Raw genomic sequence first — 23,660 nt, 5'->3', positions numbered from 1 at the left:
CGAGCCCACTGCTCAATATCAGGAAGGTGTCCCAATTTTGCGGGACGATGAAATCGCTCGCAGAGCAAACCAGGTCTCCACAGCCAGGTTTGCCAGATATATCACACCGAGAATCAGGAAAAATCCTGGAACTCTTAATTCCTCAAACGCCAGCGCCGCCGCACCTGCGACAACCGCCGTCAAAAACATCCGCATCAAGGTGGCCACGACAATGGATTGAGGGGTGATTCCCTGACGGTGGATGTACATCACAACCGCTACACCGGCCGGAATCGAGGCTGCAGCGGCCGCTAAAGCCAGCCACAAACCCGAAACTCCGATCAAGAGTGAAGCCGCCAGACCAGAGATTGCCGCAGCGACGACAACCGCCAGCAGCATGACCCCCAACTGAGCCTTCAGAGACTTCAACGTGATCCCCTCACCGGGCCAACTTCTTAGAATCTCGATCTGCACGATTCAGAGACTGCACCATCTGCCAGAGATGCCAGCTGGAGACCATCAGGCCAAAAAGACTTCCCCCCAGAAGTAGCCAGGGAGTGGTCCCCCACCTTTGATCTCCCCAGAACCCCAACATCACAAAAAACGCAACTTCAAATGCAACGCTTGTGAGCTGAGTGGCCCAGAACGTGGCCCCTCTCGGAAGTGATGACTTAGACCCCCTCAATTGTGCAGACCTATCGCTCTAGCAATTCGGCCGGTTTCCCCTGTCGTCGGGAGTCTAATTCCGGTGAAAACTGAAGTCAAAGCACAGCATTCCCACGTCCGGGGATTCCCCAAAATTGGTGACTGGACCGGAGATTCGCTGTCCCTTTCCACAATCAAAAAGGATTTTCCCTCAAGTGCGATGAAATTCAGGTTTCGTTAAGATTTGCCTGAGAATCATGGGCGTGGAGGTCAGAAATTCGAAAGCTCGGACCCACTGAAATTTCCCCTACGCTTCACTTTGGAAAGAGAATTCCTGATGATGGGAATTTATGATCCCTATCATCGGTGTATTCCCGTCCTCACTTCAAAGAGGTCTTCAGAGAGGCAGCTTGACTTTCCCGTAGCGCCGCAACAATCGCAGGAGCACAGCATGGCGAAAGATCTCCCCCGCACCCAGCGGTCCTATCCGCGTGTCTCGACTTCCCCGCCAGATATCGCGGGTGATCGCGGGAGAAATCATGCCAGTTCAGAAAGCAGAATGGATTCGACGCAGCGGACTCCCACGTTGGCATCACCATATACCTCAGGGTTTTTTATGGACCAGAACCGGCAGGATGCTTTGATTGTCGAGGAAGTTGGAGATTGCTGGCTGCGTGCCCGCTGGACGATCAGCCAGAAAACGCTGGAACGGGCGACCTCCGCGATGGGGCGGGAAGGGCACCGCGCCGTTCGGGTGCTCCGTCTGTTGCGGGTGGAACAGGATGATTCCGGCCCTCGCAGCAAAGCCCTGATTCAGGAAATCGAAGTTCCGCTCAGCGCGGAAGAATGGTTTTTGAGGGTTCCAACGGTCGAACATGCCTGGGTTGTGGAAGTGGGAGTGACCTTCTCGAAGGGGCGGTTCTTTTCCATGCTCCACTCGGTTCCGGTCGCGCTGAACGGCTCGCGGGCGTCGGTTCAGGGCGCACAGCGTTATCTGGGAAGTGAACGCTTTCTCGATTCTCTGGAAGGTGGAGATCCCCCGCCGCTGGCGGTTCAGGGGACCTTCTTAATGCAGGGGGCCACCCAACCGGGCGCCCGAGTGAGCGTTGACGACCAGTCTGTCCCGGTCGACCCACGCACCGGAGCGTTCGAATGGAAGCTCCCCTTGTCCAACGGCCGGGTCGTGGTCCCCATGAACGTCATTGAGTCCGGCCGGATTCAGCGGGCACTGCTGGCCATCGACCTGAATTTTCATCTGCTGGAACCGGAGCCGGGAGGCGATGACTGAGATTCCCGTCAGGCAGTTCCTCGCATCTCGACGAGCGTCCAAATCTCCAATTCGATCTTCCTCTGGATTGGAAATTGTGCGACCGTGCCTGCCTCCTCGCATCAGCATCTCTGTTTTCGCCCGTACCTGAAGAATTGAAATGTCCACTGTACTCGAATATGCCGGTGAACTTATTGAGTTTGACTCCGTCAGTTCGAAGTCCAATGTGCCGGTGACCGAGTGCGTTCAGGGCTGGTTGAAGCAGCTGGGCTTCGAAGTCGAGCGTGTTGACTACGTCGATCCTGAGGGAATCCCCAAGGCCAATGTCATCGGAAAGCTCGGCTCCGGGACCGGGGGAATGGCCTTTTTCGGTCATACGGATGTTGTCCCGGCGACGAATTGGAAATTTACCGAACATGGCCCTTTCACTCCCACGTTGAAAGAGAGCCGGCTGTACGGCCGCGGCAGTACCGACATGAAAGGTCCGATCGCCTGTATGCTGGCGGCGGTCTCACAGGTCCGATCCCGGAAACTCAGGGCTCCGATTTATCTCTGCTGCACGGCAGATGAAGAAGTGGGAATGGCGGGGGCTCTTCATGTCCAGACCCGGTCGCAACTGTTCCGGGAAATCGTCGCAGGCCAGTCGAAGTCGATCGTCGGAGAGCCGACTCGTCTGGAGGTCGTCCACGGCCATAAAGGGGGCTGCGGAGTCCGAATCACATCAAAGGGGATCGCCGCTCATTCCAGTACTCGAAACGGAATCAACGCGAACTGGAAGATGATCCCGTTTCTCGTCGAAATGCAGAAGCTCTACGAAGAGCTGGAGACCGATCCCCGCTGGCGGAACAACGATTTTGATCCCCCCACAATGACCATGAATCTGGGGATCAGCGATCACAATGCAGCCATGAACATCACCGCTGCCCGCAGCGTCTGCACGATCTACTACCGTGCGATGCCGAAGATGGACACCGATCCCATCCTGCGACGCATTGAAACGACCGCAAAGAGCCTGGGGCTGGAGTTCGAACTGAAGTTCCGCGCCAGGCCGTTCTATCGCCATCCCGATTCCCCGTTCGTGCAGGAATGTCTGGAGTTTTCCCAGCGGAATGAGCCACGGACGGTCGCCTACGGAACCGACGCGGCACACTTCCACGAGCTGCAGAATTGCATCGTGATGGGACCTGGGGACATCGCACAGGCGCATACCCACGACGAATGGGTTCAGCTTGCAGACCTCGATCTGGGAACAACAACTTACGGCAGGATGCTGGAACGCTGGTGTTTGTTGTGAGTTGGCAGGGGACAGGAGCGGCTGCCAGCTGATAACAGGTGGCTGGGACCGGTCGATTTCGAAACAACTTTGGACTTTCAGTTTTATGCGACTCTTTGAAGGGACTCAATTCGATCGGCCGCCTCGCTGCGAGCGCTGTGAGGAACTGGAATCCGAGTGCCGATGCCCGCCGCCTGCGGAAGTTCGCACCCCACCGAGTAAACAGATTGCCCGACTCGTGGTCGAGAAGCGGAAGGGAAACAAGCTCATCACGGCAATTCGCGGATTGGTGGATGAGGGATCTCACCTGCCTGAGTTACTCAAGCAGCTCAAGTCCACCTGTGGTGCAGGTGGTTCCATTCAAGAGGGAGTGCTCGAGCTGCAGGGAGATCAAAAAGAACGAGCTTCGACAGCGCTGTCGAAGCTCGGTTATCGAGTGAAGTAGCGGACTTGAGAACGTCTTAGCTGACGACGCTCAAGACTGCTGGTTTTGAGCTGGGCACATGCTGCTCGGATCTGGTGTCCCAGAGATTTTCGGAGTGGTGTTCATCGATCCGGTTTCCACTGTGAAGCCGGAAGGACGATGTGGTTTCCTGAACGAAGAACTTGCGGAACCAGAGCATCTGGCGGACTCGCTCACGCGGGTTCACCAGACGAACTTCCACTCCCCGCTCCAGCCAGTCGAAGAGCATTCCGAAGAATCCGCTGGGGACATACTGCACCGCGTGCATGTCGATCGCGATTGAGTCCACCCCCTCCTGCAGCACGAGTCGGAAGAGGGTATCGCGAATCAATGACAGGTCTGCGCCGTCCCAGATTTCCATGTCGCCGATGTCGAGTACGACGCCGATTGGAGTCGTGGAAATTGCGAGGCCATGAGTGTATTTGCGGTCGGCCATGAGAGGTGCCCTGCAGGTCTGCTGTGGTGGTTTCAGTGTGCAGGACTGACTTTGCAAGCCACAGACCGTTGTCAAGGCGATTCCGAAATGCACCACCTGCTGCCGATCGCAAGGGACTGTCGGTATTCGAGATATGGAGATTCAATAAAATTTGGGGTGCGTTTCCTTGAGCGTGAAGTGTTGTCGGTTCTCAACGGGTGTGTCTCTGGGTGTTGCAAAAACAGCACGCTACGCGGAGGGCTCATCTGCAGGAACGCGGTTGACCAGATAGATCCCGATGGTGACGAGAATCCCTCCGATCAGGAGCCCTAACGAGAGGGTATCTCCCCGGAGTGCCACCCCGAGCACCACGCCGATGATTGGAGTCAGGAAGCTGAAGACCGAGACCTGGGAGGCACCGTGCCGTCTCAGGAGCGCGGCATTGGCTCCGAAGCAGTATCCGGAAACGATCAGTCCGGCATAGAGAGTTGCAATCCAGGTCGTCATGGTCATGGTGGCTTCGACTTTTTCGCCCAGAAGTACGCTGCAGACGAAGAACATCAGCGCCCCAAGAATGTCGTGCCAGAGGATGATTGTTCCGGGAGAGACGTGCCGGACCGTGTGCTTGGTGTAAAGCGTTTTCACCGCGAGCAGGAAGCCACTGACTGCCAGCACAAGGTCTCCCTGAATCGTCGGCTCATCATAAGCCCCTTTCGACGCGGTTCCGGTATTGAGAAAGACCCATCCACAACCAATCCCTGCGAGTATCAGACCGGTCCACTGGACCCTGTTGAGCATCATTGTTTTGAAGAACAGGAACTCGAATCCGGCGACCCAGAAAATGTATGAGTTCACCAGAACAGATGCGTGCGAAGTGGTGGACCAGCGGGAACCAATGTTGAATGTTCCGATCTGGAGAAACAGGAGCAGGCCCAGAATCCAGCCCATTCCCCACTGCCCTTTTTTTAGCAACAGGGGCGAACCGTTCAGCATGCACCAGACATACATGAACACCGCTGCGAGGACGAAGCGGATTCCCCCCAGCAGGATGGGCGGAATGACGTCCATGGCAAACTGATTGGAAACCGCTGTGCCGCCCCAGAACACCGTTGTGAGAATCGCGACGAAGACCGACATCGGCCCCATCGGTTCGGGGACCGAACGAGTTTCAGCAACCGGGCGAAACTCAGGCTCGTCGTCAGGCATCGCGGTGTGTCTGGTTTGTTGGGAGTGAAAAGATTTGAACCACGGAAGGCACGGAATTCACGGAAGATGAAGAGCGGTTTGCGAATTGGCAGGCCAGGGAAATGGCTGAGCAAGTGGAGTTCAAATGTGATTCCGATACACCTCTGTGAACATCTCAGCTTTCGGATTCAGTCCGCTTTACGGTTCTGACAGCAGGCAGGCGTCTCACAAGCTGTCGTCTTTTGAATCTGATTCCTTTTCCGTGAATTCCGTGCCTTCCGTGGTTCAACATCCTCTTGTGACTGGGACGGGAAGTAATTCAACTCACAGCTCACTCCAGCGGCGTTTTGGAGGTCGCTCCTGGCTTTTCCCAGACATATTTCGGCACTGCGTACCCGGGCAATCTCCTGCGAAGTTCCGCCATCAAAGCCCTGCCCGTTTCGACGGGAACCTCGAAATGGGACGCTCCCCGGACGCGGTCGAGCTGGTGCAGATAATACGGCTGGACACCCAGATCGACGCAACGTTCGCACAATTCGGCCAGAATATCCGCCCAGTCGTTGACCCCTCGCAACAGGACCGCCTGATTCAAAACCATAAATCCCGATTCCACCAGTTGCGAGACCGCTTCTGCGCAGTCTCCCACCAGTTCGCGGGCATGATTCGAGTGAATGACGAAGACAGTTCGGAGCCGCGTGGATTTCAACAGCGAGATCAGCTCGGGGGTCACGCGGTCTGGTAACACGATCGGCAAGCGGGAGTGGATGCGGACCCGCCGGACGTGGGGAATCTCCGAAAGTTCTTCCATTAGCAGTTGCAGGCGACGGTCGGACAGAATCAACGGATCGCCGCCGCTCAAAATGATTTCGTGAAGTGAGGGGTCTTCACGAATCGCGTCCAGTGCAGGCTTCCAGGCGTTCCAGCTGCGGGGTTCTTCGTCGTAGGGGAAGTGGCGACGAAAGCAGTAGCGGCAATGGACCGCACACGAGCCATGGGCGATCAGCAGAGCGCGACCGGCGTATTTGTGCAGCAAGCCGGGAGCGGCGCGAGAGGCTTCGTCCCCCACCGGATCGTCCTCAAATCCCGGCACGACAGCGAGTTCGGATTCGACAGGCAGTACCTGTAGCAGGAGAGGATCGGCAGGATCCCCCGGGCGCATCCGCTGGAGAAAGCTCTCCGGGACCAGAAGTGGAAAATCGCTGAGGGGGGCTGATCGCAGATTCGCGGAATCCGCAGCCAAGTTGAGTCGGTTCAGCAGCGTCGGAAGGTCGCGAATGGCGGTTCCCAGTGACCGCTGCCAGCTGGAGATGGATCGATCGGCGTCGGGCGGAACCGTTTGCTCCGGGCTCTGGATTCTGGTCTCCCGACTCTCGATTCGCGCCAAGATTTCCCGCGCACCAGGCATCTGCTATTCTCTCGTGGCCATTCCGGCAAGCACAATGAGTTCGGCCGGAAAACGGATTTGGACACGAACTCTCGCTGCACGGCAGCGAATCAGTCAACTTAGCGACTCGTTGGAAAAAGACCAATGCCACAGATTAACGCGGGGGAGTTTCGCAAGGGAATCAAAGTTGTTCATGAGGGAAACCCTTATGAAATGATTGAAATCCACTTTGTGAAGCCGGGAAAGGGACAGGCCCTGTACAAGACCCGCATTCGGAATCTCCTCACCGGCACCAGCCTGGACATCACCTATCGCAGCGGAGATTCCCTGGAAGCGGCCGACATCCGCAATTCGGACGGAATGTACTCGTACTTCGACGGGACCGACTACATTTTCATGGATAACGAAAGCTTTGAGCAGGTTCAGCTTTCGAAGGACATCTGCGGCGATCAGATGAAGTACATCAAGGAAAGTGAACCCTGTGGGCTGATGTACTGGAACGATCGCCTGATCGGCGTGACGCCACCTTCACATGTGGTCCTCGAAGTGACCTATACGGAACCGGCGATGAAGGGAAACACCGCCACCAACGTGACGAAGCCCGCCACGGTGGAAACCGGCGCGGAAGTGCAGGTTCCTTCGTTCATCAAAGAGGGCGAGAAGATCCGCATTTCGGCCGAAACCGGGGAATACCTCGGACGGGCGTGATTGAGTTGAGTGCGAAGTGTTGAGAGTTGAGTGAAATCCGAGCACGAGCTTCAGCGAGTGCTCAACGCTCAACGCTCAACGCTCAACGCTCAACGCTCAACGCTCAACGCTCAACGCTCAACGCTCAACGCTCAACGCACTTTCGCTCCGCTGCGGGGCAGTTGTTCCATCACGATGCCGATGGCACGGGCCGCATCGCGAATTCCCTTGGAATACCGCTTCTCCCGGGCCGCCGCCTGAGCTGCTGTGCAGGCGCGAGAATGTTCGGTCCAGTCCACGCTCCAACCATCTTCGCGGGCGGACCGCTGTACTTCCGCATCGATCTTGATCAGCAGTTCAAGCAGAGTCCTGGATGACAGACCGACTGCCGTCCGGTGCGGACGGGAATGGTGGGTGTGTGAGTCATCCGAGGGAATCTCTTCCTTCAGTGTCCGGCGATGTCTGAGTAAGGCGATCAACATCGCGGCAGCAGCGATCATCGAAACGATCACCAGCATGATTCCCTGGAACTCATGATCATCGCCCGTCCATTGCATCGCGAGGCCTGAGACGAAGGTGATCGCCACAGCCCAGAATCCAACGAGCCAGGACCAGCCGATTCCCGCGGGATCGTCGATCACGATCTCCGGACTGCTGGGGATGACATTGGCAGGGAGTTCTCCCACCCGGGCGACGACCACGGTGGAGTTGTCCGGACCTCCACGGATGTTCGCGAGATTGATCAGCAGTTTCGCGGCTTGCGAAGGGGGCAGCTCCCGGAGAATCGCACCGATTTCGGGATCACTGATCTGATTTGAGACCCCATCCGAACAGAGCAGAAACGTGTCTTCAGGAAAGATCGGAAAGGGGCCTTCGATATCCACATCGATGGTTTTCTCAGGGCCCAGCGAACGAGTAATGACGTTCTTGTGCTGATGGGCGTCGTAGATCCCTTCCAGGCTCCCGTGCTGTCGCTCGAGTTCCCATTCCAGACTATGGTCGAATGTCAGCTGATCAACCCGGTCGCGACGGACGCGATAGAGACGGCTGTCCCCGACGTGCCCGACGACTGCACCCTGTGCGGTCAGGGCCAGTACCGTGCAGGTGGTCCCCATATGGAGAAAGTCGACGTTCTGGGTTCCACGCTCGTGAATCGCCTGGTTCGCTGCGAGGATGGCTTCCTGCAACAGCTTTCGCGGGTCGTTCAGAGTGGACTTGAGAAAGGTGTGGGGAACGGTTTCAGAGGCAATTCTGCTGGCGAGTTCCCCGACAGCGTGACCGCCCATACCGTCGGCGACCAGCAGCAGATGCCCGCACCGTCTCCATTCCGCCTCATCCCGGCAGATATGGATGCAGTGTGCATCTTCGTTGTTCTGGCGGCGCAATCCGATATCGGTTGCTGCCTCGCACTGAACGGACTGCTCCCAATACACGCCGATTGCGTCCCAGTTGAAAAATACCGCCTGACACCGGCCCTGTTTTCCCCCAGATGAATCCGCGCAATCCCTGCGCCCGGCTGCTGGTTTTATTGGATCATAACGGAATGTGCTTAGCCAGCGACGAACCGAGAGATCTGCGCAGGCTGGGGCACTTCGGCTGGGACGATCCGAACATCTCCCCTGCCTACCGCACTCGAAAGAATCGGATTCTCAGGAGAGTTCGCCGCTCGTGCGGGTGGCCATCGCCCGCAGTTTCTCCCGGAGAAGTTCCCACGTCTGGTCGGACGAGAACGATTCAGCGAAGACGGTGCAAACCGGTTCGCCTGCAGGGATTACCAAACCTTGTGCAGGCAGGTCGGTGACTTCCGGGAACTCCTGGAAAGAGACGCTGCAGGGGTCGGCGATCGGCTGAGTCAGATTCAGTTCCCGAGGTGCGTAGTAGACCGCCTTCCCCATGAATTCGCCCGGATGAGCATAATTCCACGACGTGGCTGGGAGTTCTGCATTGGTGAAACATCGGCAGTGGTCAGCGAATAACGGCTGGCCGGTCGCATGTTCCAGCAGTTCCAGCGACGCTGGATAGCGGGGATTCACTTCCGTCACATACGGAACTCCGTCATCGGTGATGACCATGTCGACACCAAAAAGTCCCAGCAGCCCCAGCTTCCATTTCAGGACGTTTCCGAAACGCCTGACCAGATTTTCGGTGGCCACAGGAAGAGTCAGTGGGCCAATATTTCCACACCACTGGAACTCTGCCGCGTGGCATTCCGCTTCGCCGACCAGTTGTCGGGTCATCCCGACAAAACGGACATCGCCGACGAGAGCTGAGGCGATGAAAACGGCCGAAAACGGGAGCCCACTGATCTTTTTCTGAAAGATGTGCGGCACACTGAGCGTCGGGCAGTTTTTCTGGTCTTCGGTCCAGAGGACGATCCCGCGTCCGCCGGCGCTCCCGCGTGGACGTAATAACCAGGTGCCGTCCGCGGGAGGAGGGTTCGCTTCATCCCGCCATTCCGGGACGCTCATCCGGGAGAGCCGGGCCGATTCCGCGAGTGCTGCAGGATCCCGAGACCGAACGACCGCGGAAGCAGAGTTTCCCCAGAGTTCATGTATCTGTGCAGCCGCATCGAGAATGTCCGGCCGATTTTCGAGTCCCCCGGTATAGATCACCGGCATCCGCGGCAGGGCTTTCAGCTGTGAGATCAATCCGTCTGGATAATCAGGGACTCGTTCGACTCGAACATGCGCGCTGGTGTCTTCATCGGCGAACAGGTCCAGGCAATAGGGCCGGAATCCGGCTCGGAGAGCGGAAAAGGCTGCCGCCCGGGTGCTGGCGCCCATGATGATGACGTCAGCCGAATTCAAACTGTCCGCTGCGTCGGCGATCATCTGTGTTTTCCTGTGGCCGGATGCACCGCGAAGTCTTTCATTTTCTGAAGTCCTAAGGAACTCGCCCAGCGGGGCGATCCCGGATCCCGAATCATGGCGAAACTTCTGCTCGAATGCATCCCCGTGAATTGGTGCTCAGGTCTGGAACCCGCGGCGTGGCTGCGGATATTCCAGTTATGCCGTTATTCACAGACGGGATCGTTATTTTCCGGGCGGCCTTCGATATAAAACCAGTTGTGAATGGGCTGCAGGATTTTCTGAACTTCCGCCAGCAAGACCGGATCGATCGGCGATTCGATCCAGCGAGCCCACTCCCGGATGCGCTCGGGATTCGCGCTGCCGGTGACGCAGGTCGCCATGCCGGGGTTCGAGACGGAAAACTGCAGTGCAAGCTGGGCGAGATCGACTCCGGCCGCCCGGCAGTGAGCCGCCGCTTTTGCACAGGTCTCGCGGACCAGCGGAGTGGCTTTATGCCACGCTGGGAGAGTTGCATTTGTGAGGAGGCGCGCTGAAAACGGCGCGGCGTTCATGGCTCCTACCCCCTTCTGCTCCAGGTAGGGAAGCAGGTCGGCAAACATTGTGTTCTGAAGCGTGTAATGGTTGTACGAGAGAACGACATCCAGATCCGTCTGTTCGAGTACGAACTTGAAGATGTTCATCGGATAACCGCTGATCCCGATGAAACCGACTTTCCCCTTGGCCTGCTCGCGTCGCAGGGCCGGAATCGTCTCGTCGACAATCTGCTGCATGTCGACGAATTCGATGTCATGGCAGAACACGATGTCGATGTAGTCGACCCCCATCCGTTCCAGGCTGACGTCGACGCTTTCGCGGACTCTCTTCGCACTGAAATCAAAATGCTTTCCGGCATATCGGCCGAGCTTTGTGCTCAGGAGATAACTGTCTCGCGGGACGTCCCGGAGAGCGAACCCCAGCAGCACTTCGGAGGTGCCTCGTCCGTAAAACGGTGACGTGTCGATGAGGTTCATTCCGCACTCGAGGGCGGCGCCGACGGAGGCGATGGCTTCGCCGAGGTCCACGGAGCGGAACTCCTGCCCCAGCGAGGATGCTCCAAAACTCAGGATCGGGGTCGTCAGGCCAGTCCTACCAAGTGGGCGACGTTGCATCAGCTCTCTTCCTCAACGCAGTTGGATTCCGTCTCACGAGGATGGTTACGAGACAAACCTGCAAGTGCAAGCAGGAACGCGGGATCCCTCCATTTCGCTTTCAGGTGCAAAGGTGCAGCGTATTGCAGCACCCAGGGGTTTTTGTGAGAAAACTTCCCGGGGAAACGACCTTTCAGGAACTCCCCGCTTCCGAAAAATCTCAGAAAATCTTCGTTTCAGGGAATTGCAGCGGGGTTGAATTGATCGTCCAGGCAACGTTTTTCTTACGAGAGTCGACTTCAAAGAGGTTTTGGGGAGGAGAGACAAGTTGATGATGCCCCGCGGAAAAGCGAATGAATTTCCTGCACAGACTGGCGGAAACTGTTCTAATGACTGAATTGACCTCACCGGACTTTTCTCACGCCCCCCGCCTCGCATGAATCCCATCGTCCTCGCCATGACAGGGGCCAGCGGAGCGGCCTACGCCGTTCGTCTGCTGGATGCTCTGCTCGCCTCCGGGAATGCTGTCCACCTGACAATCAGTCCGGCGGCAGCACATGTCATCGACGAAGAACTGGGAGTGAAGCTGAATCTGGATCACTTCGAATTGACGCAGTTTGAACAGATCAGGGGCGAAAACACTGCTCTGGATTCCCATCGAATCGGATCCCACGGGAGCTCGATTTTCGTCGACAGCGAAATTGTTCGAGGGAAACTGACTTACCACCATTATCGGGATTTCTCCGCAGGGATTGCGAGTGGTTCATTTCAGACAGCGGGGATGGTGATCTGTCCCTGCTCGATGGGGACTCTGGCGAGTGTCGCGAATGGACTCTCCTCGAATCTGATTCAGCGCGCCGCAGACGTGCATTTAAAAGAGCGACGTAAGCTGATTGTCGTGCCCCGGGAGACTCCTCTGGGGAGCATTCAGTTGCAGAATATGAAAACGCTGTCGGATGCGGGTGCTGTGATCCTGCCGGCAATGCCGGGCTTTTATCATCGTCCGACGACGATTCAGGAACTTATTGACTTTGTGGTGGCCCGCATCTGCGATCAGTTGGGAGTCAAGGTCGACCTGACGAAGCGCTGGGGCAAACAATCCACTGAACAAGAACTCCCCGTGAAGGATCGCTGAGAAGTGTGAGGCTCAGTTCATCATCATCCGGACGACTCACTGCGTCGTTACGCGGGAAAGACAATTTGCCAGAGTGCTGCCAGCCTGATACGATCAATCTGGCCAAAATTTCATACATGGAGAGATCAGTGATGTTGCAGCGAAGAACTGTAGTGAGCTCCAGACCTGGAGCACGGGCCGCGTTCACGCTCATTGAGCTTCTGGTGGTGATCGCGATTATCGGAATGCTGGTGGCCATGCTGATGCCAGCTGTCCAGAAAGCGCGCGAAACAGCTCGCCGGAATGCCTGTCTGAATAACATCCGCCAGCTGGGTCTGGCCGCTCAGAACTACCTGGCTTCTCATCGAGTCTTTCCATCGGGGTGGTGTACCCCTCCGTTCATTGACGTCGACATGGACGGCAATGCTGACATTCTTCCGTGGCCAGACTTCCAGGTGGCTGGGTTTACTTCTCCGATTACGATTCCCAAAGCCGCCTCGGGAACTGCGGGAACAGGTGCTAACGCTCTTGAATATATCAACGACTGGGTGTTCGGCGGGGACTGGTGCTGGCCGGCGATGATGCTTCCGCAGATGGAGCAAAGCACTGTCGCGATCAATTTCCAGGAACCAAAGACCAGCAGCACCAACGACCGTTTTGTGAAGATCCCCATCCCCAGCTACATCTGTCCCAGCTCGTCGCTTCCCAAGGTTCGTCCGGGGAACTACGGATATGGAAACTACCGTGGGAACGCTGGGGCCTGGACTCAAGCCGACCAGACTGCCAATGGCGCGATTAACAACGGGATGTTCTTCGAGAACAGCGGCCTGGATGACCGCGATATTACCGATGGAATGTCGAATACTATTCTCTTCGGGGAATCTCTGGTCGGTTTCTGGGCAGACAGCTATTCCGCCCGGGTCCGCAGCAGCGACCAGTATCCCGGCTTTAACTGGATGCACCCGGATACCTCGAGTTCCGTCGGGACCCGTCGTTTCCTCGGTTACGGCAGCTACCACGATGGCGTGAACAACTTCTGCATGGCAGACGGTTCTGCACGTTCCATTCAGGTGAATATCCAGAACGATGCTCCCGGCACCGTCTTCTGGTCTCTGTGTACTCGCAATGGGAATGAACCCATTTCCAGAGAGTTCTAAAAACAGTCACAGCCGGTCAGGTCGTTGAGAGTCGTTGGCATAGCCAATGGCTGGCCGCTGACGTCCTGACTCTTGAATATTCCACGACCAACCAGAATTGATGACATGCGACATGATGGACGTGCTCCCGGCGAATTAAGGCCGATTCATATCGAACGACCTTACTACGGAGCAGCCCCCGGCAGGTTGTTGATTCAGGCTGGGCGAACGACGATTCTCTGTACCGCCAGCCTGACGAACGACCTGCCCCCCTGGAAACTGGCTCAGGAGAACCCGACCGGCTGGGTGACTGCGGAATACAACATGCTTCCGGGGTGTACTGCACCACGGAAGGCACGGCGCGCCGACGGGAGAGGGACAGAGATTCAGAGACTGATCGGTCGCAGTCTGCGAGCTGTGGTCGATTTCGCTGCCTTGGGACCACGCTCGATTACCGTCGACTGCGACGTTCTGGAAGCAGATGGCGGGACCCGTACCCTGAGCATTACAGGGGGGTTCATTGCGCTGGTCGACGCCGTCGCTGCCGTTCAAGATCCCGGTTTCGATTTCCGCAAAGTTTTTCGCGACAGCGTGGCTGCCATCAGCGTCGGTGTTGCAGGCGGAACTCCTGTTCTCGATCTGGATTACGTCGAAGACAGCCGTGCTGACGTGGATATGAACGTTGTCATGGCTGGCAGCGGGAAGTTTATCGAAGTCCAGGGGACCGCCGAGCGGGAGCCCTACGATCGCGGATTGCTGAATGCCCAGCTGGATCTGGCTGAGATCGGAATTGCCCAGCTGACCGCCTTGCAGCGGAAAACGCTCGGCGACAAATGGCCTCTGGACACAAATTGAGGAAATTGTTAGAACCCGCCCGCTTCATCCGAAGCAACTGCATCGATTCGACGATGCAGTTCCCCAATCCCATCCCCATTGATGAGGTTTCGGGCCTTCAGCAGGTCATTTCACAGATCTGTTGAACCGACCTCTCCCTTGTCCCATCCCCAATTGACGTCAGGGCTGCTGTCAGCGGTCTGTCGTTCTTTCCTTTTCATCGCACATGGAGTGCGCCATGAACCTGAAAATCAAACTGCTTTCGTGTCTGAGCCTGGGATTTTTGATGCTGGCCTCCCGCGTTCACGGGGCAGGGATCGAGGCCGATCCGGAGAAAACCTACGCACTGACGAAATCACGCGGGCCCTGGTTGATCATGGTGGCCACGCTCCACACGACAGGTGATGACGGTAAAACCGAAGAGGGCAAGTCGCCTCAGCAGGCTGCGCACGAACTTGTGCTCGAACTGCGTAAGCTCGGACTGCCTGCTTATGTCTATGAATACGATCCCGGGCAGCAGCACATCGTGAGCAAGGATAGCCTGGGTCGTGAAGAACATCGAAAGAACTTCCGCCGCATCAGGTCGGTTTGCGTTCTTGCCGGTAACTACAACGACATCAACGATAAGCTCGCCCAGGACTCACTGGAGTGGGTGAAGAAGCTCAAGCCGAAATCGTTTCAGGATGGAGTTTACTTCGAACCGACTCCCGGGCGTCCCGGTCCACTCAGCGGCGCATTTCTGACCATGAATCCGCTTCTGAGCGGCAAAGAAATTGAACAGAAACAGATTGTCGATCCCCTGCTGGTTCAGCTCAACACGGGTGAGCAGCACTCGCTGTTCGAGAATAAGGGGGAATACACCCTGGTCATTGCCCGGTTTTACGGTCGGCATGTGAACGTGAAGGCGGCTGAAGAAGAGACTGTCGCCTCCCAGTTTTTCAATTCGGCCGTGCTCAAGAAAGGGACGCTGGACGAAGCAGCCAAGAGTGCCCGGGAACTGGGCGTTGTTCTGCGGTCGAACTACGACCGTGAGCCGACCAACTTCAATAACATCGATGCCTACGTGTGGCATGATCGGCATGAATCCGTAGTGACGGTCGGTTCTTTCAGCTCACCCGACGATCCGGCTGTGAAGACCTACATCAAACGGTTTGGCCCGAAGGTCAAGGATCTCGGTACCGGCGCGACGAACTTCCAGCCCGAGCACATCGGCGTGAGCGGGTTTGGTCCCAAGGGGGACGAGAAGCGATTGTGGCTGCTGGAACCCAATCCGGAACTGATGCGGGTTCCGAAATACCGCTGACCCGACACCTCGACTTTGTTCAGAGCCCGCTGCGTGAGCAAGGGCATTCCCTTGTGTTGGGCGAAAAACATACCCGCTCACACTTCGTCCTCTGACACATTCAGAAACAGTCGAGTCTAAGACATCGCCAAATAGAATGGTCCCGGGAGAGTGTTCAACAACACCCTCGCGGGACCAGTTTCGTTCAACCGAGAGTTCTTCTTAGACTAGAGCTGCCCGGTGTTCGCGGACGTCGGTGACGTGCCCTTCAATCGCGGCAGCAGCGACCATGGCTGGGCTCATCAGCAAGGTCCGTCCGGTGGGACTTCCCTGGCGGCCCTTGAAGTTGCGGTTCGAGGATGAAGCGCAGATCTCGCGTCCCTTGAGTTTGTCCGGGTTCATCGCCAGGCACATCGAACAGCCGGCTTCACGCCATTCGAAACCGGCTTCCGAGAAGATCTTGTCGAGACCTTCAGCAATTGCCTGTTTTGCAATCAACTTCGAACCGGGAACGACCAGTGCTTTCACACCGGCGGCCACATGTTTGCCGCGGGCGATCTCAGCAGCTTCCCGCAGGTCGGAGATACGACCGTTCGTGCAGGATCCGATGAAGGCCACGTCGATCTTGACACCCTGCATCGATTGACCCGCCTGCAGGTCCATGAACTGCAGAGCTTCTTTCACGCCGGCCTGTTCCTCAGCGGGGAATTCGTCCACATTGGGAATCGACTCGCCGATGCCCACTGACTGACCGGGGTTGATTCCCCAGGTGACGGTCGGCTCGATATCGCCGGCGTCGAAGACCACTTCGTCATCGAACTGGGCGTCCATCGGAGAAGCGAGCGAGAGCCACCAGCGTGCGGCCTTCTCGAACTCTTCCCCCTTGGGTGAAAATGGTCGACCGCGAAGGTATTCCACTGTCTTCTCGTCCGGGTTGCAGTACCCGCAGCGAGCGCCCCCTTCGATGCTCATGTTGCAGACGGTCATCCGTTCTTCCATCGACATCTCATCGAAGACATCTCCGGCGAACTCGTAGGCGTATCCGATGCCCCCCTTCACTCCCAGCTGGCGGATGATGTACAGGGCGACATCTTTCGCGAAGACTCCGGGAGCAAGCTGCCCGTTGACGACGACGCGGCGAACCTTGGGTTTGTTCATAGCGAGAGTCTGGGTCGCCAGGACGTATGCCACCTGAGACGTTCCGATCCCGAAGGCGATCGTTCCGAAGGCACCGTGCGTTGAGGTGTGGCTGTCCCCGCAGGCGATGGTCATACCAGGCTGCGTCAGGCCCTGCTCCGGACCGACGGCATGCACGATTCCCTGCCGGTCATCTTTGAGGTCCAGCAGAGTGACGCCGAATTCCCGGCAATTCTTTTCGATGGAGGACATCATCTGCTCGGCCAGCGTGTCCTGGAACGGCCGCAGCTGGGAGTCGGTCGGGACAATGTGGTCCACGGTTGCGACGGTGCGTTCCGGGCACATCACCTTGAGCTGTCGGTCCCGCAACATTTCGAACGCCTGCGGGCTGGTGACTTCGTGAATGAGATGCAGTCCGATAAAGAGCTGAGTCTGCCCCGAAGGGAGCGTACCGACGGTATGGAGATCCCAGACTTTTTCGAACAGATTTCGCTTGTCGCTCATGATTTCAATATCCGCGTAAGTGCATGCCTGTCGGGCGGTTTTCGCGTGTCTCCGGCGGGCCGCGAGCGGTTGGTGCGGTCCAGGAGGAAGCGAGGCCGGATTCCTGTCGCCCGGAGGGCAACGGAAGGGGAACCCACTAGTGTACGGTCGACCGGAAAAATGTCCACTTCCAGGCGCAAGCGAGCCTCGGTTTACAGGAACGGCAGCAATAAGTTCTGCCCCAGGAGATCTGTACTGTTGAGGAGGAATATGTGGATTTTTTGCAGGGGCTGGAGCCGGAACGGGGAGCGTGATGTCGACGTATCATCTTCCGTGGAAGGAGTGTGCGGCACACGGGGCCTTGCCCGGAAGGGAGTGGATGACGCCCACTTCCTGCTGGACTCGATTCGTGCAAGGAGGAGAGTTCAGAAAAGCGAAATACAGAACGAAAAAAGCCTGCCGAGGTGAGTCACGCTTCGGCAGGCTCGATGGAATTCGTCGGAATTACTCCGGCAATGGTTTGTTCATCGTTTCTGGCAAGAACGGTAGCACGAAGAGTCCGATCAGAAACACCAGGGACATCGTCACTCCCGCGTAACGCAGTGGTTCAGCAGTATCGGCAAATCCCTTTTCCAGCTGAGCCTTCACCAGCGGGCCGAAGGCTGCCACAAAGCGACCGACGTTGTAGCAGAAGCTGGTACCGGTCGAACGGAGTCGCGTCGGGAACAGTTCCGGGAAATAGATGGCGTATCCGGCGAAGAGTGAGAGCTGACAGAACCCCATGACAGGGACCATCACCCAGATCTGCCAGAAGTCCTTCAGGTACCAGAAGACGCAGGTGGTGGAAATGAAGGCTGCAATCAGCGCGAGGGCGAATGTGGGGCGTCGACCGATCTTCTGCGAGAGTGCTCCAAATCCGAACATTCCGAAGAACGCACCGATGTTGATCGCGATCGAGGCGTAGCTGCCCCATCTCGAAAGGCGACCATTGATCATCCCTTCCAGGCTCCCCTGCTCTTTTTTAGTGGCCTCATCAAACTTGGAGGCGGCGTCCGGGTTGTCGACGGAAGCCAGCAGGGTTTCAATGTGAATGATTCTCGCAGAGTCGTTTTCGCTCTTTGCGATGGCCAGTTGTTCGTTGTAAACCTGTGTGGCCATCTGCTTCCGCTGAACGAAACGGATCAGGTCCGGGGTGAAGAATCCGACGGACCACAGGCCGACGACCCCGGCGCAGCCGAGGACGAGTCCCAGCAGCGCATGTTTGCGAAGCTTAGGGTCCCGGAACAGGTCTGCGTAGGATCCAAGCTGCTTCTTGGCGGCACCGGAATGGCTGGCCTTCTGCCATGTTTCCGGCTCTTTGAGGTTCCGGCGAATCACCAGAGCAAGCAGCGCGGGGACTGCTCCGATCAGGAACATGATCCGCCAGGGACTGGTCACCAGTCCCTGCTCTTCAGCGACACCTAACCCAAGGTTGATGAAGGCGGCACTGACGTTGCCAATCGCGGACAGGGCCTGCAGAAGTCCCAGAGTGTAAGGGCGGGCGCGGGTCGGCATGACCTCCGCCACCAGAGAAACCCCAACTGCAAACTCCCCTCCCACACCCAGACCGGTGAGGAATCGGTAAAACGAAAAGTCCCAGACACCCTGTGAGAATGAACTGAGCCCCGTAAACAGAGAGTAGAGCAGAATGGTGATGACCATCGTTTTCGCACGGCCAATGCGGTCACCCAGCATGCCGAAGAACAACCCCCCGGTGGCCCATCCCGCAATGAAAATGGAGGTCGCGTAGTCCCCGGCCTGCCGACGGGCGATATCCAGTGATTTGGCGTCGCTGTAAGAAGACTCGGGAATCAGCTCCCGCATCGCGGCAGGTCGAGCCAGAATGAACAGCTGCTGGTCCAGGCAGTCGAACAGCCATCCAAGCGCCGCCACAACCAGAACGAACCAGTGGTAACGCGTGAGCTGCTTGTACCACGGCCTGGTATCGACTGTACCCAAGTCATCGGCGGAAGAAGAAGTTGAGGGATCGATGTGCATGCTCAGGTCCCAGCTGCTCGGTCACGTGATGAATTTTCATGTTTCAGATCGCGGAGGACACAGAAGCAATCCGCAGTCTGCCAGGAACGGGACATTCTGACAATTGGATCAAAATTCGCAATTCGGTTCGGGTGGTTTTACGTGAAATCTAGCCAAAATAGAGTGATTTTGGATTTTCGTCATGCGGTCCTTTCCGGTGCTTCCGGAAGAGTTGTTAATTTCGTGAAACACAATCACAATGCGTTGTCAGTGATCAAACGTATCGCAGTGGGGCACTCGCCTGTGTTACCCGGTTTCTGTTTTGGAAACGCTCACTATGCTGGCCAAACTTCTGACGTATTCGTTGTTTGGCATCGATGCACGGCCGGTCGAGGCGGAAGTTGACATTTCCCCCGCAGCGATGCCCAAGACGATTCTCGTCGGGCTGGCCGAAGCCGCTGTGAAAGAAAGCGTTCATCGCATTGAACGAGCACTGGTCAACAGCGGATACACCCGGCCGGTTGACCGCATTGTGATCAACCTGTCTCCGGCAGACTTCCCCAAAGAAGCTTCGTCATTCGATCTTCCCATCGCACTCGGGATTCTGGCCGCCAGCGGGCAGTTGATTTCAGACGCGTTCTCACGGTACTCCGCAGTAGGGGAACTGGCTCTGGACGGCAGCGTTCGGCCGGTGAAAGGGACTCTCTCCATGGCGCTTCAGGCCCGGAATGACGGCCGCAAGGGTCTGATTGTCCCGGTGGAGAATGCGCGCGAAGCAGCTGTTGTCGATGGCATCGACATCATTCCGGTGGGGAGTCTGGCAGAGGCTGTCGGCTTCTTTTCCGGGGCAATTCAGATTGAGCCTGTCCCGTTCAGCTGGGAACAGGCAGTCCAGGAACTCGGTCGATACGCAGTTGATTACTCCGACGTCAAAGGTCAGGAGATGGCCAAGCGCGCGGTGACCGTCGCTGCTGCGGGGCGACATCATCTGCTCATGATCGGCAGTCCTGGGACAGGCAAGACGCTATTGGCACAGCGGCTGGGGACGATCCTTCCCGAGTTGTCCGCCGATGAGAGTGTGGAGACCACGCGGATCTACAGCGCGGTCGGTCGACTTCCTGAAGGGCAGTCGTTGATGCTGACCCGCCCGTTTCGATCGCCACATCATACGATCAGCGAAGCAGGACTGGTCGGGGGCGGGACGACTCCAACTCCCGGTGAAATCAGCCTGGCGCACAACGGAATTCTGTTTCTGGATGAGCTGCCGGAGTTCAATCGTCGGACTCTGGAAGTGCTGCGGCAGCCGCTGGAAGAAAATCGTGTCACCATTTCCCGCGCGATCGGCAGCATGACGTTTCCCGCCAGCCTGATGCTGGTGGCAGCGATGAATCCCTGCCCGTGCGGGTTTCGCGGAGATCCCAAACGAAACTGCAACTGTTCGCCGCTGCACATCGAACGCTATCTCGGAAAGATCTCGGGGCCGCTGCTCGATCGGATTGATATTCATATTGAAGTGCCCCCCGTCCCGTTCCGGGAGTTGTCGAATGAGAAGACGGGGACTGACAGTCGAACGATTCGCGAACAGGTCGTGCAGACGCGCGAAGTGCAGCGGGAACGGTTTCGTGATCAGCCTTGCGGTCTGAACGGAACGATGAATCCCAGACAGATCCGGAAGTACTGCAAGCTGGCCAAGGATGCGGAGTCACTGTTGAAATCAGCGATGGAAGAGATGGGATTGTCGGCCCGTGCGCACGACAAGATTTTGAGAGTGAGCCGGACGATCGCTGACCTCGATCACGCTGAGGATATTGATGTGCCTCATCTGACAGAGGCGATCAATTACCGGGCACTGGATCGATCCTACTGGTCGATGTGATGGATTCAGGATCTAGACCAGTTTGGTCTATCATGTGCAGGCGATTCAGGATTTCCACCGCATGAAAGTCCATATTATCGCCTGCGGAACGTAATAGATTATTTGCAAAACCGCTCTCGAGGGTTGCAGAGACAGCACATGCCGGGAAGCGAAACCCCTTCGCGACGGGTCATTCTGATCGGAGCGAGCAATCTGACGTTTGCGTTTCCGCTGGTGGTGAATTCGCTGATGCGATCGCTCAATGGGCCGTTCGAGATTGTCGCGGCACATGGACACGGGAGGTCGTTTTGTCAGTGGAGTTATGTGCTGCATCGCGGTCTGCCCCCCATTCCCGATTGCGGGCTCTGGTCAGCGATCTCGGACAGGCCGCATGTCGAAAAAACGTGGGGACTGGTGACCGATGTGGGGAATGATCTGATCTATGGAGTCCCGGTCGATCGACTCTTCAGTCAGGTCAGCGAGACCTTTCGGCGACTTCATGAATATGGGGCGCAGCTGACATTCGTCCGGATGCCGCTGGAGCGGATTCTGATGCTCAACGAACGCAGGTATCGACTGGTCAAACAGATTCTCTTTCCCGGGCCGACGGTCCCGTGGTCCGTGATTTCCCAGCGGGCCATCGAACTGGATGAACGTGTCGCTGCGGAAGCACATCGACACGGGGCGGCTGTGTTGACGCCGGAACTTGCGTGGTATGGTGTCGACCCGATCCACATTCGTCGTTCGCAGCGTGTGACCGCATGGCGAAAGATTCTGGAGTCGTGGAGCTTTCCAGAAGTGCCGCTGCTTACCCCACCAGGGAGGCACTTTGCCCTCCGCATCTGGGGGACGCCCCCTGCTGAACGAACCTACTGGAGCCGTACGTATCTGAATTCGCAACCGGCGTGGAGGTCTCCGGCCGGAGCCACGTTGTCGTTATACTGACAGCGGTTTCATCGTTATCTCAACCGAGTTACACATGCTGAAGTCGAATCAAATTGCTCTGAAGGAATGGGCTGTCCTGTGCCATTCGCTGGCATCCGGGGACCAGCAGATTCTGTTTCGCAAGGGTGGGATCCACGAAGGGCCAGAAGGGTTTCAACCGGAATACAAAGAGTTCTGGCTCTTTCCGACGGGGTTTCATCAGTCGCTGGACGGAGTTCGCCCTGAATTTCGTGAGTCTGTCATGGGCCTCAAGGCAACTTTCACGGGGAACGTGATCCCCATTCAGCATTACTGTTCCATCCAGTCAGTTCACTGGATCGACGATGAAGCGAAACTTGAGTCGCTCGTTCCGTTTCACGTGTTGACCGCAGAGGCAGTGCTTCAGCGATTTCACTACAGACGGCCCGGGATTTACGGGCTGCTGGTGAGAACATCCACGCTGGCGAAGCCGGTCGAGGTTCCGGTTGATCCACGTTACGAGGGATGTCACAGCTGGGTAGAGCTCAATGACTCCATTCCCACGGATGGCGTATCACTTGAACAACTCGAGAACGAAACGCAGAGAGAGAAAGATCTGTCCGAGATTCTCGGCCGGCTGTGAAGTACGAGACTTGCTCAGTGTGCGAGCGGTTGGACCTTGGCTCCGCATTCCTCAATCAGTTTCGAAGCGAGCTCACGGCGACGATTCGCTTCCGGCCCCGAGCCGTTCACTTCGACCGCCACCAGCACCTGTCCTTCTTCGACCGCCTGTTCGTAAAAGTCAGTGGCTTCCGATTCGAAGCCGCGCGTTGCCAGCAGTGAGGTAAATGTCCCGAGGGCAGCGACGCCAGCGAATGCTCCCATGATCATCACTGCTGTTCCCGCGGTACTGAGCATCGCAGCGATTGCAGCAATCCCCCCAAGACCCAGTGCTCCGGCCCCTGCTGCATTGAGGACCTGATTGTCGTTGGATCCGGTCGGAGACTTCTGAATCTGCTCGGGGAAGAGTTCTTCCTTCATTTCATCTGAGCAAATCACACTGACTTCATCCCAACTGAATCCGGCCTCTCGAAGGCGGCTGACCAGGTCCAATGCGTCGTTCACCGAAGAAAAAACACCAGCCCGGACGGGGTATTCTGCAGCTGACATGTCGGCCTCGTTTCTGAACGATTTCAAGGGGCGGATTGATTCGGATCAGCGTGATGAAACAGCCTCGATTCGGACAACGACCTTGCTGCCCGAGGATGCGAGGGTCAGGACTGCGAAGTCACCAGGAGCCAGCATGGTGAGATCGGAGGCCGCTTTGTCTTTGAAGACGGTCACGGTTGTCGAGAGTTCATACGTCGTGGCAACGTCCTTAACGTTGATGACCAGCTTTCGATCTTTTTCCTGAAGGCGTTCAATTGTCCCCTCGACCATCACCGATTCCATCGGGGGCTGGTCAGGTGCGGTGTACGTTCGTTCGTTGAAATTCGTGCCGACGTTGAACGGTCCGCCGAGGACTGTGGAACTGAGAATCGCGGCCATCAACATCATGACAGCCATCATGGGCATAAAGAAGTGGTCGATCGGCATGATGCTCTCCTCGTGAGTCAGTGGTGCAATGACCATCAGGGCAATATCTGTGCCGTTTTTCGAATTCGT

At 57.1% G+C, this 23,660-nt stretch carries 23 protein-coding genes; 11 read left to right on the top strand and 12 right to left on the bottom strand.

Translation table 11 applies throughout. From position 1 onward, the window contains the following. Positions 1 to 18: 18 nt before the first annotated feature. Both SH661x_RS20205 and SH661x_RS20200 read right to left on the bottom strand, forming a co-directional pair. Complete coding sequence (locus SH661x_RS20205) at positions 19 to 408, bottom strand: hypothetical protein (RefSeq protein ID WP_437225382.1); 390 nt, start codon at positions 406 to 408, stop codon at positions 19 to 21. Between the two features lie 10 nt (positions 409 to 418). Further along, the gene (locus SH661x_RS20200; RefSeq protein ID WP_437225380.1) at positions 419 to 664 is read right to left on the bottom strand and encodes an AtpZ/AtpI family protein; all 246 of its coding nucleotides are present in this window, start codon (positions 662 to 664) and stop codon (positions 419 to 421) included. Positions 665 to 1,075: 411 nt separating this feature from the next. Here SH661x_RS20200 and SH661x_RS20195 point away from each other — a divergent pair, with 411 nt between their 5' ends. The 3 genes from SH661x_RS20195 to SH661x_RS20185 all read left to right on the top strand — a co-directional run bounded on the left by SH661x_RS20195 (position 1,076) and on the right by SH661x_RS20185 (position 3,609). Beyond that, entirely contained in the window at positions 1,076 to 1,912 is an 837-nt protein-coding gene (locus SH661x_RS20195; RefSeq protein WP_437225378.1) for a DUF4912 domain-containing protein, read from the top strand. Between the two features lie 139 nt (positions 1,913 to 2,051). Continuing rightward, entirely contained in the window at positions 2,052 to 3,185 is a 1,134-nt protein-coding gene (locus SH661x_RS20190) for a M20 family metallopeptidase (protein WP_437225376.1), read from the top strand. An 85-nt stretch (positions 3,186 to 3,270) separates the two neighbouring features. Then, positions 3,271 to 3,609, top strand: coding sequence for a translation initiation factor (locus tag SH661x_RS20185; RefSeq protein WP_437225373.1), 339 nt, complete (start codon positions 3,271 to 3,273; stop codon positions 3,607 to 3,609). Positions 3,610 to 3,625: 16 nt separating this feature from the next. On the opposite strand, the gene SH661x_RS20180 is transcribed toward SH661x_RS20185, so the two are convergent. The 3 genes from SH661x_RS20180 to epmB form a co-directional block, all read right to left on the bottom strand. Next, on the bottom strand, positions 3,626 to 4,063 hold the full coding sequence (locus SH661x_RS20180; protein WP_437225371.1) for an STAS domain-containing protein: 438 nt from the start codon (positions 4,061 to 4,063) through the stop codon (positions 3,626 to 3,628). A gap of 228 nt (positions 4,064 to 4,291) precedes the next feature. Next, positions 4,292 to 5,248: a DMT family transporter gene (locus SH661x_RS20175; protein WP_437225369.1), complete on the bottom strand. Its 957-nt coding sequence runs from the start codon at positions 5,246 to 5,248 to the stop codon at positions 4,292 to 4,294. Positions 5,249 to 5,558: 310 nt separating this feature from the next. Further along, positions 5,559 to 6,632 carry an EF-P beta-lysylation protein EpmB gene (gene epmB / locus SH661x_RS20170; RefSeq protein ID WP_437225366.1) on the bottom strand — a complete coding sequence of 358 codons (1,074 nt, stop codon included), beginning with the start codon at positions 6,630 to 6,632 and terminating at the stop codon, positions 5,559 to 5,561. 123 nt (positions 6,633 to 6,755) lie between these two features. Between epmB and efp the strand changes: the two genes are divergently transcribed. Then, positions 6,756 to 7,319 (top strand): elongation factor P, encoded by a 564-nt coding sequence (gene efp / locus SH661x_RS20165; RefSeq protein ID WP_437225363.1) that lies wholly within the window; start codon positions 6,756 to 6,758, stop codon positions 7,317 to 7,319. Positions 7,320 to 7,450: 131 nt separating this feature from the next. Here efp and SH661x_RS20160 read toward each other — a convergent pair whose 3' ends face one another. From SH661x_RS20160 to SH661x_RS20150, 3 genes are all read right to left on the bottom strand, one after another. Beyond that, positions 7,451 to 8,731 carry a PP2C family protein-serine/threonine phosphatase gene (locus tag SH661x_RS20160; protein WP_437225361.1) on the bottom strand — a complete coding sequence of 427 codons (1,281 nt, stop codon included), beginning with the start codon at positions 8,729 to 8,731 and terminating at the stop codon, positions 7,451 to 7,453. A 216-nt stretch (positions 8,732 to 8,947) separates the two neighbouring features. Next, the gene (locus tag SH661x_RS20155; RefSeq protein ID WP_437225359.1) at positions 8,948 to 10,129 is read right to left on the bottom strand and encodes an ATP-grasp domain-containing protein; all 1,182 of its coding nucleotides are present in this window, start codon (positions 10,127 to 10,129) and stop codon (positions 8,948 to 8,950) included. 182 nt (positions 10,130 to 10,311) lie between these two features. Then, positions 10,312 to 11,256 carry an aldo/keto reductase gene (locus SH661x_RS20150; RefSeq protein ID WP_437225357.1) on the bottom strand — a complete coding sequence of 315 codons (945 nt, stop codon included), beginning with the start codon at positions 11,254 to 11,256 and terminating at the stop codon, positions 10,312 to 10,314. Between the two features lie 415 nt (positions 11,257 to 11,671). Here SH661x_RS20150 and SH661x_RS20145 point away from each other — a divergent pair, with 415 nt between their 5' ends. The 4 genes from SH661x_RS20145 (at position 11,672) to SH661x_RS20130 (ending at position 15,622) form a co-directional block, all read left to right on the top strand. After that, positions 11,672 to 12,370: a UbiX family flavin prenyltransferase gene (locus SH661x_RS20145; RefSeq protein ID WP_437225355.1), complete on the top strand. Its 699-nt coding sequence runs from the start codon at positions 11,672 to 11,674 to the stop codon at positions 12,368 to 12,370. A gap of 152 nt (positions 12,371 to 12,522) precedes the next feature. After that, positions 12,523 to 13,506, top strand: coding sequence for a DUF1559 family PulG-like putative transporter (locus SH661x_RS20140; protein ID WP_437225352.1), 984 nt, complete (start codon positions 12,523 to 12,525; stop codon positions 13,504 to 13,506). Positions 13,507 to 13,611: 105 nt separating this feature from the next. Continuing rightward, positions 13,612 to 14,340 carry a ribonuclease PH gene (gene rph, locus SH661x_RS20135; protein ID WP_437225350.1) on the top strand — a complete coding sequence of 243 codons (729 nt, stop codon included), beginning with the start codon at positions 13,612 to 13,614 and terminating at the stop codon, positions 14,338 to 14,340. 217 nt (positions 14,341 to 14,557) lie between these two features. Next, positions 14,558 to 15,622: a hypothetical protein gene (locus SH661x_RS20130; RefSeq protein WP_437225347.1), complete on the top strand. Its 1,065-nt coding sequence runs from the start codon at positions 14,558 to 14,560 to the stop codon at positions 15,620 to 15,622. Positions 15,623 to 15,823: 201 nt separating this feature from the next. Here SH661x_RS20130 and leuC read toward each other — a convergent pair whose 3' ends face one another. After that, positions 15,824 to 17,242, bottom strand: coding sequence for a 3-isopropylmalate dehydratase large subunit (gene leuC, locus SH661x_RS20125; protein ID WP_437225345.1), 1,419 nt, complete (start codon positions 17,240 to 17,242; stop codon positions 15,824 to 15,826). 483 nt (positions 17,243 to 17,725) lie between these two features. Further along, positions 17,726 to 19,258, bottom strand: a complete 1,533-nt coding sequence (locus tag SH661x_RS20120; protein ID WP_437225343.1) for an MFS transporter — start codon at positions 19,256 to 19,258, stop codon at positions 17,726 to 17,728. 316 nt (positions 19,259 to 19,574) lie between these two features. On the opposite strand from SH661x_RS20120, the gene SH661x_RS20115 reads away from it, so the two are divergent. The 3 genes from SH661x_RS20115 to SH661x_RS20105 all read left to right on the top strand — a co-directional run bounded on the left by SH661x_RS20115 (position 19,575) and on the right by SH661x_RS20105 (position 22,638). Further along, positions 19,575 to 21,113 (top strand): YifB family Mg chelatase-like AAA ATPase, encoded by a 1,539-nt coding sequence (locus SH661x_RS20115; RefSeq protein ID WP_437225341.1) that lies wholly within the window; start codon positions 19,575 to 19,577, stop codon positions 21,111 to 21,113. A gap of 138 nt (positions 21,114 to 21,251) precedes the next feature. Further along, positions 21,252 to 22,037: a hypothetical protein gene (locus SH661x_RS20110; RefSeq protein WP_437225339.1), complete on the top strand. Its 786-nt coding sequence runs from the start codon at positions 21,252 to 21,254 to the stop codon at positions 22,035 to 22,037. A 34-nt stretch (positions 22,038 to 22,071) separates the two neighbouring features. Next, entirely contained in the window at positions 22,072 to 22,638 is a 567-nt protein-coding gene (locus SH661x_RS20105; RefSeq protein ID WP_437225337.1) for a DUF1802 family protein, read from the top strand. A gap of 14 nt (positions 22,639 to 22,652) precedes the next feature. Here the strand turns inward: SH661x_RS20105 and SH661x_RS20100 are convergent, their stop codons facing one another. Further along, a complete protein-coding gene (locus SH661x_RS20100; protein ID WP_437225334.1) occupies positions 22,653 to 23,054 on the bottom strand; it encodes a hypothetical protein in 402 nt (133 codons plus the stop codon). A 156-nt stretch (positions 23,055 to 23,210) separates the two neighbouring features. After that, positions 23,211 to 23,591 carry a hypothetical protein gene (locus SH661x_RS20095; RefSeq protein WP_437225332.1) on the bottom strand — a complete coding sequence of 127 codons (381 nt, stop codon included), beginning with the start codon at positions 23,589 to 23,591 and terminating at the stop codon, positions 23,211 to 23,213. Positions 23,592 to 23,660 lie beyond the last annotated feature (69 nt).

The sequence above is a fragment of the Planctomicrobium stercoris genome (genome assembly GCF_051465655.1).
In the GTDB taxonomy this organism is placed as follows: Bacteria; Planctomycetota; Planctomycetia; order Planctomycetales; family Planctomycetaceae; genus Planctomicrobium.
Note: the sequence above shows the minus strand (reverse complement) of the source record. Positions and strands in the feature narration are given on the sequence as shown.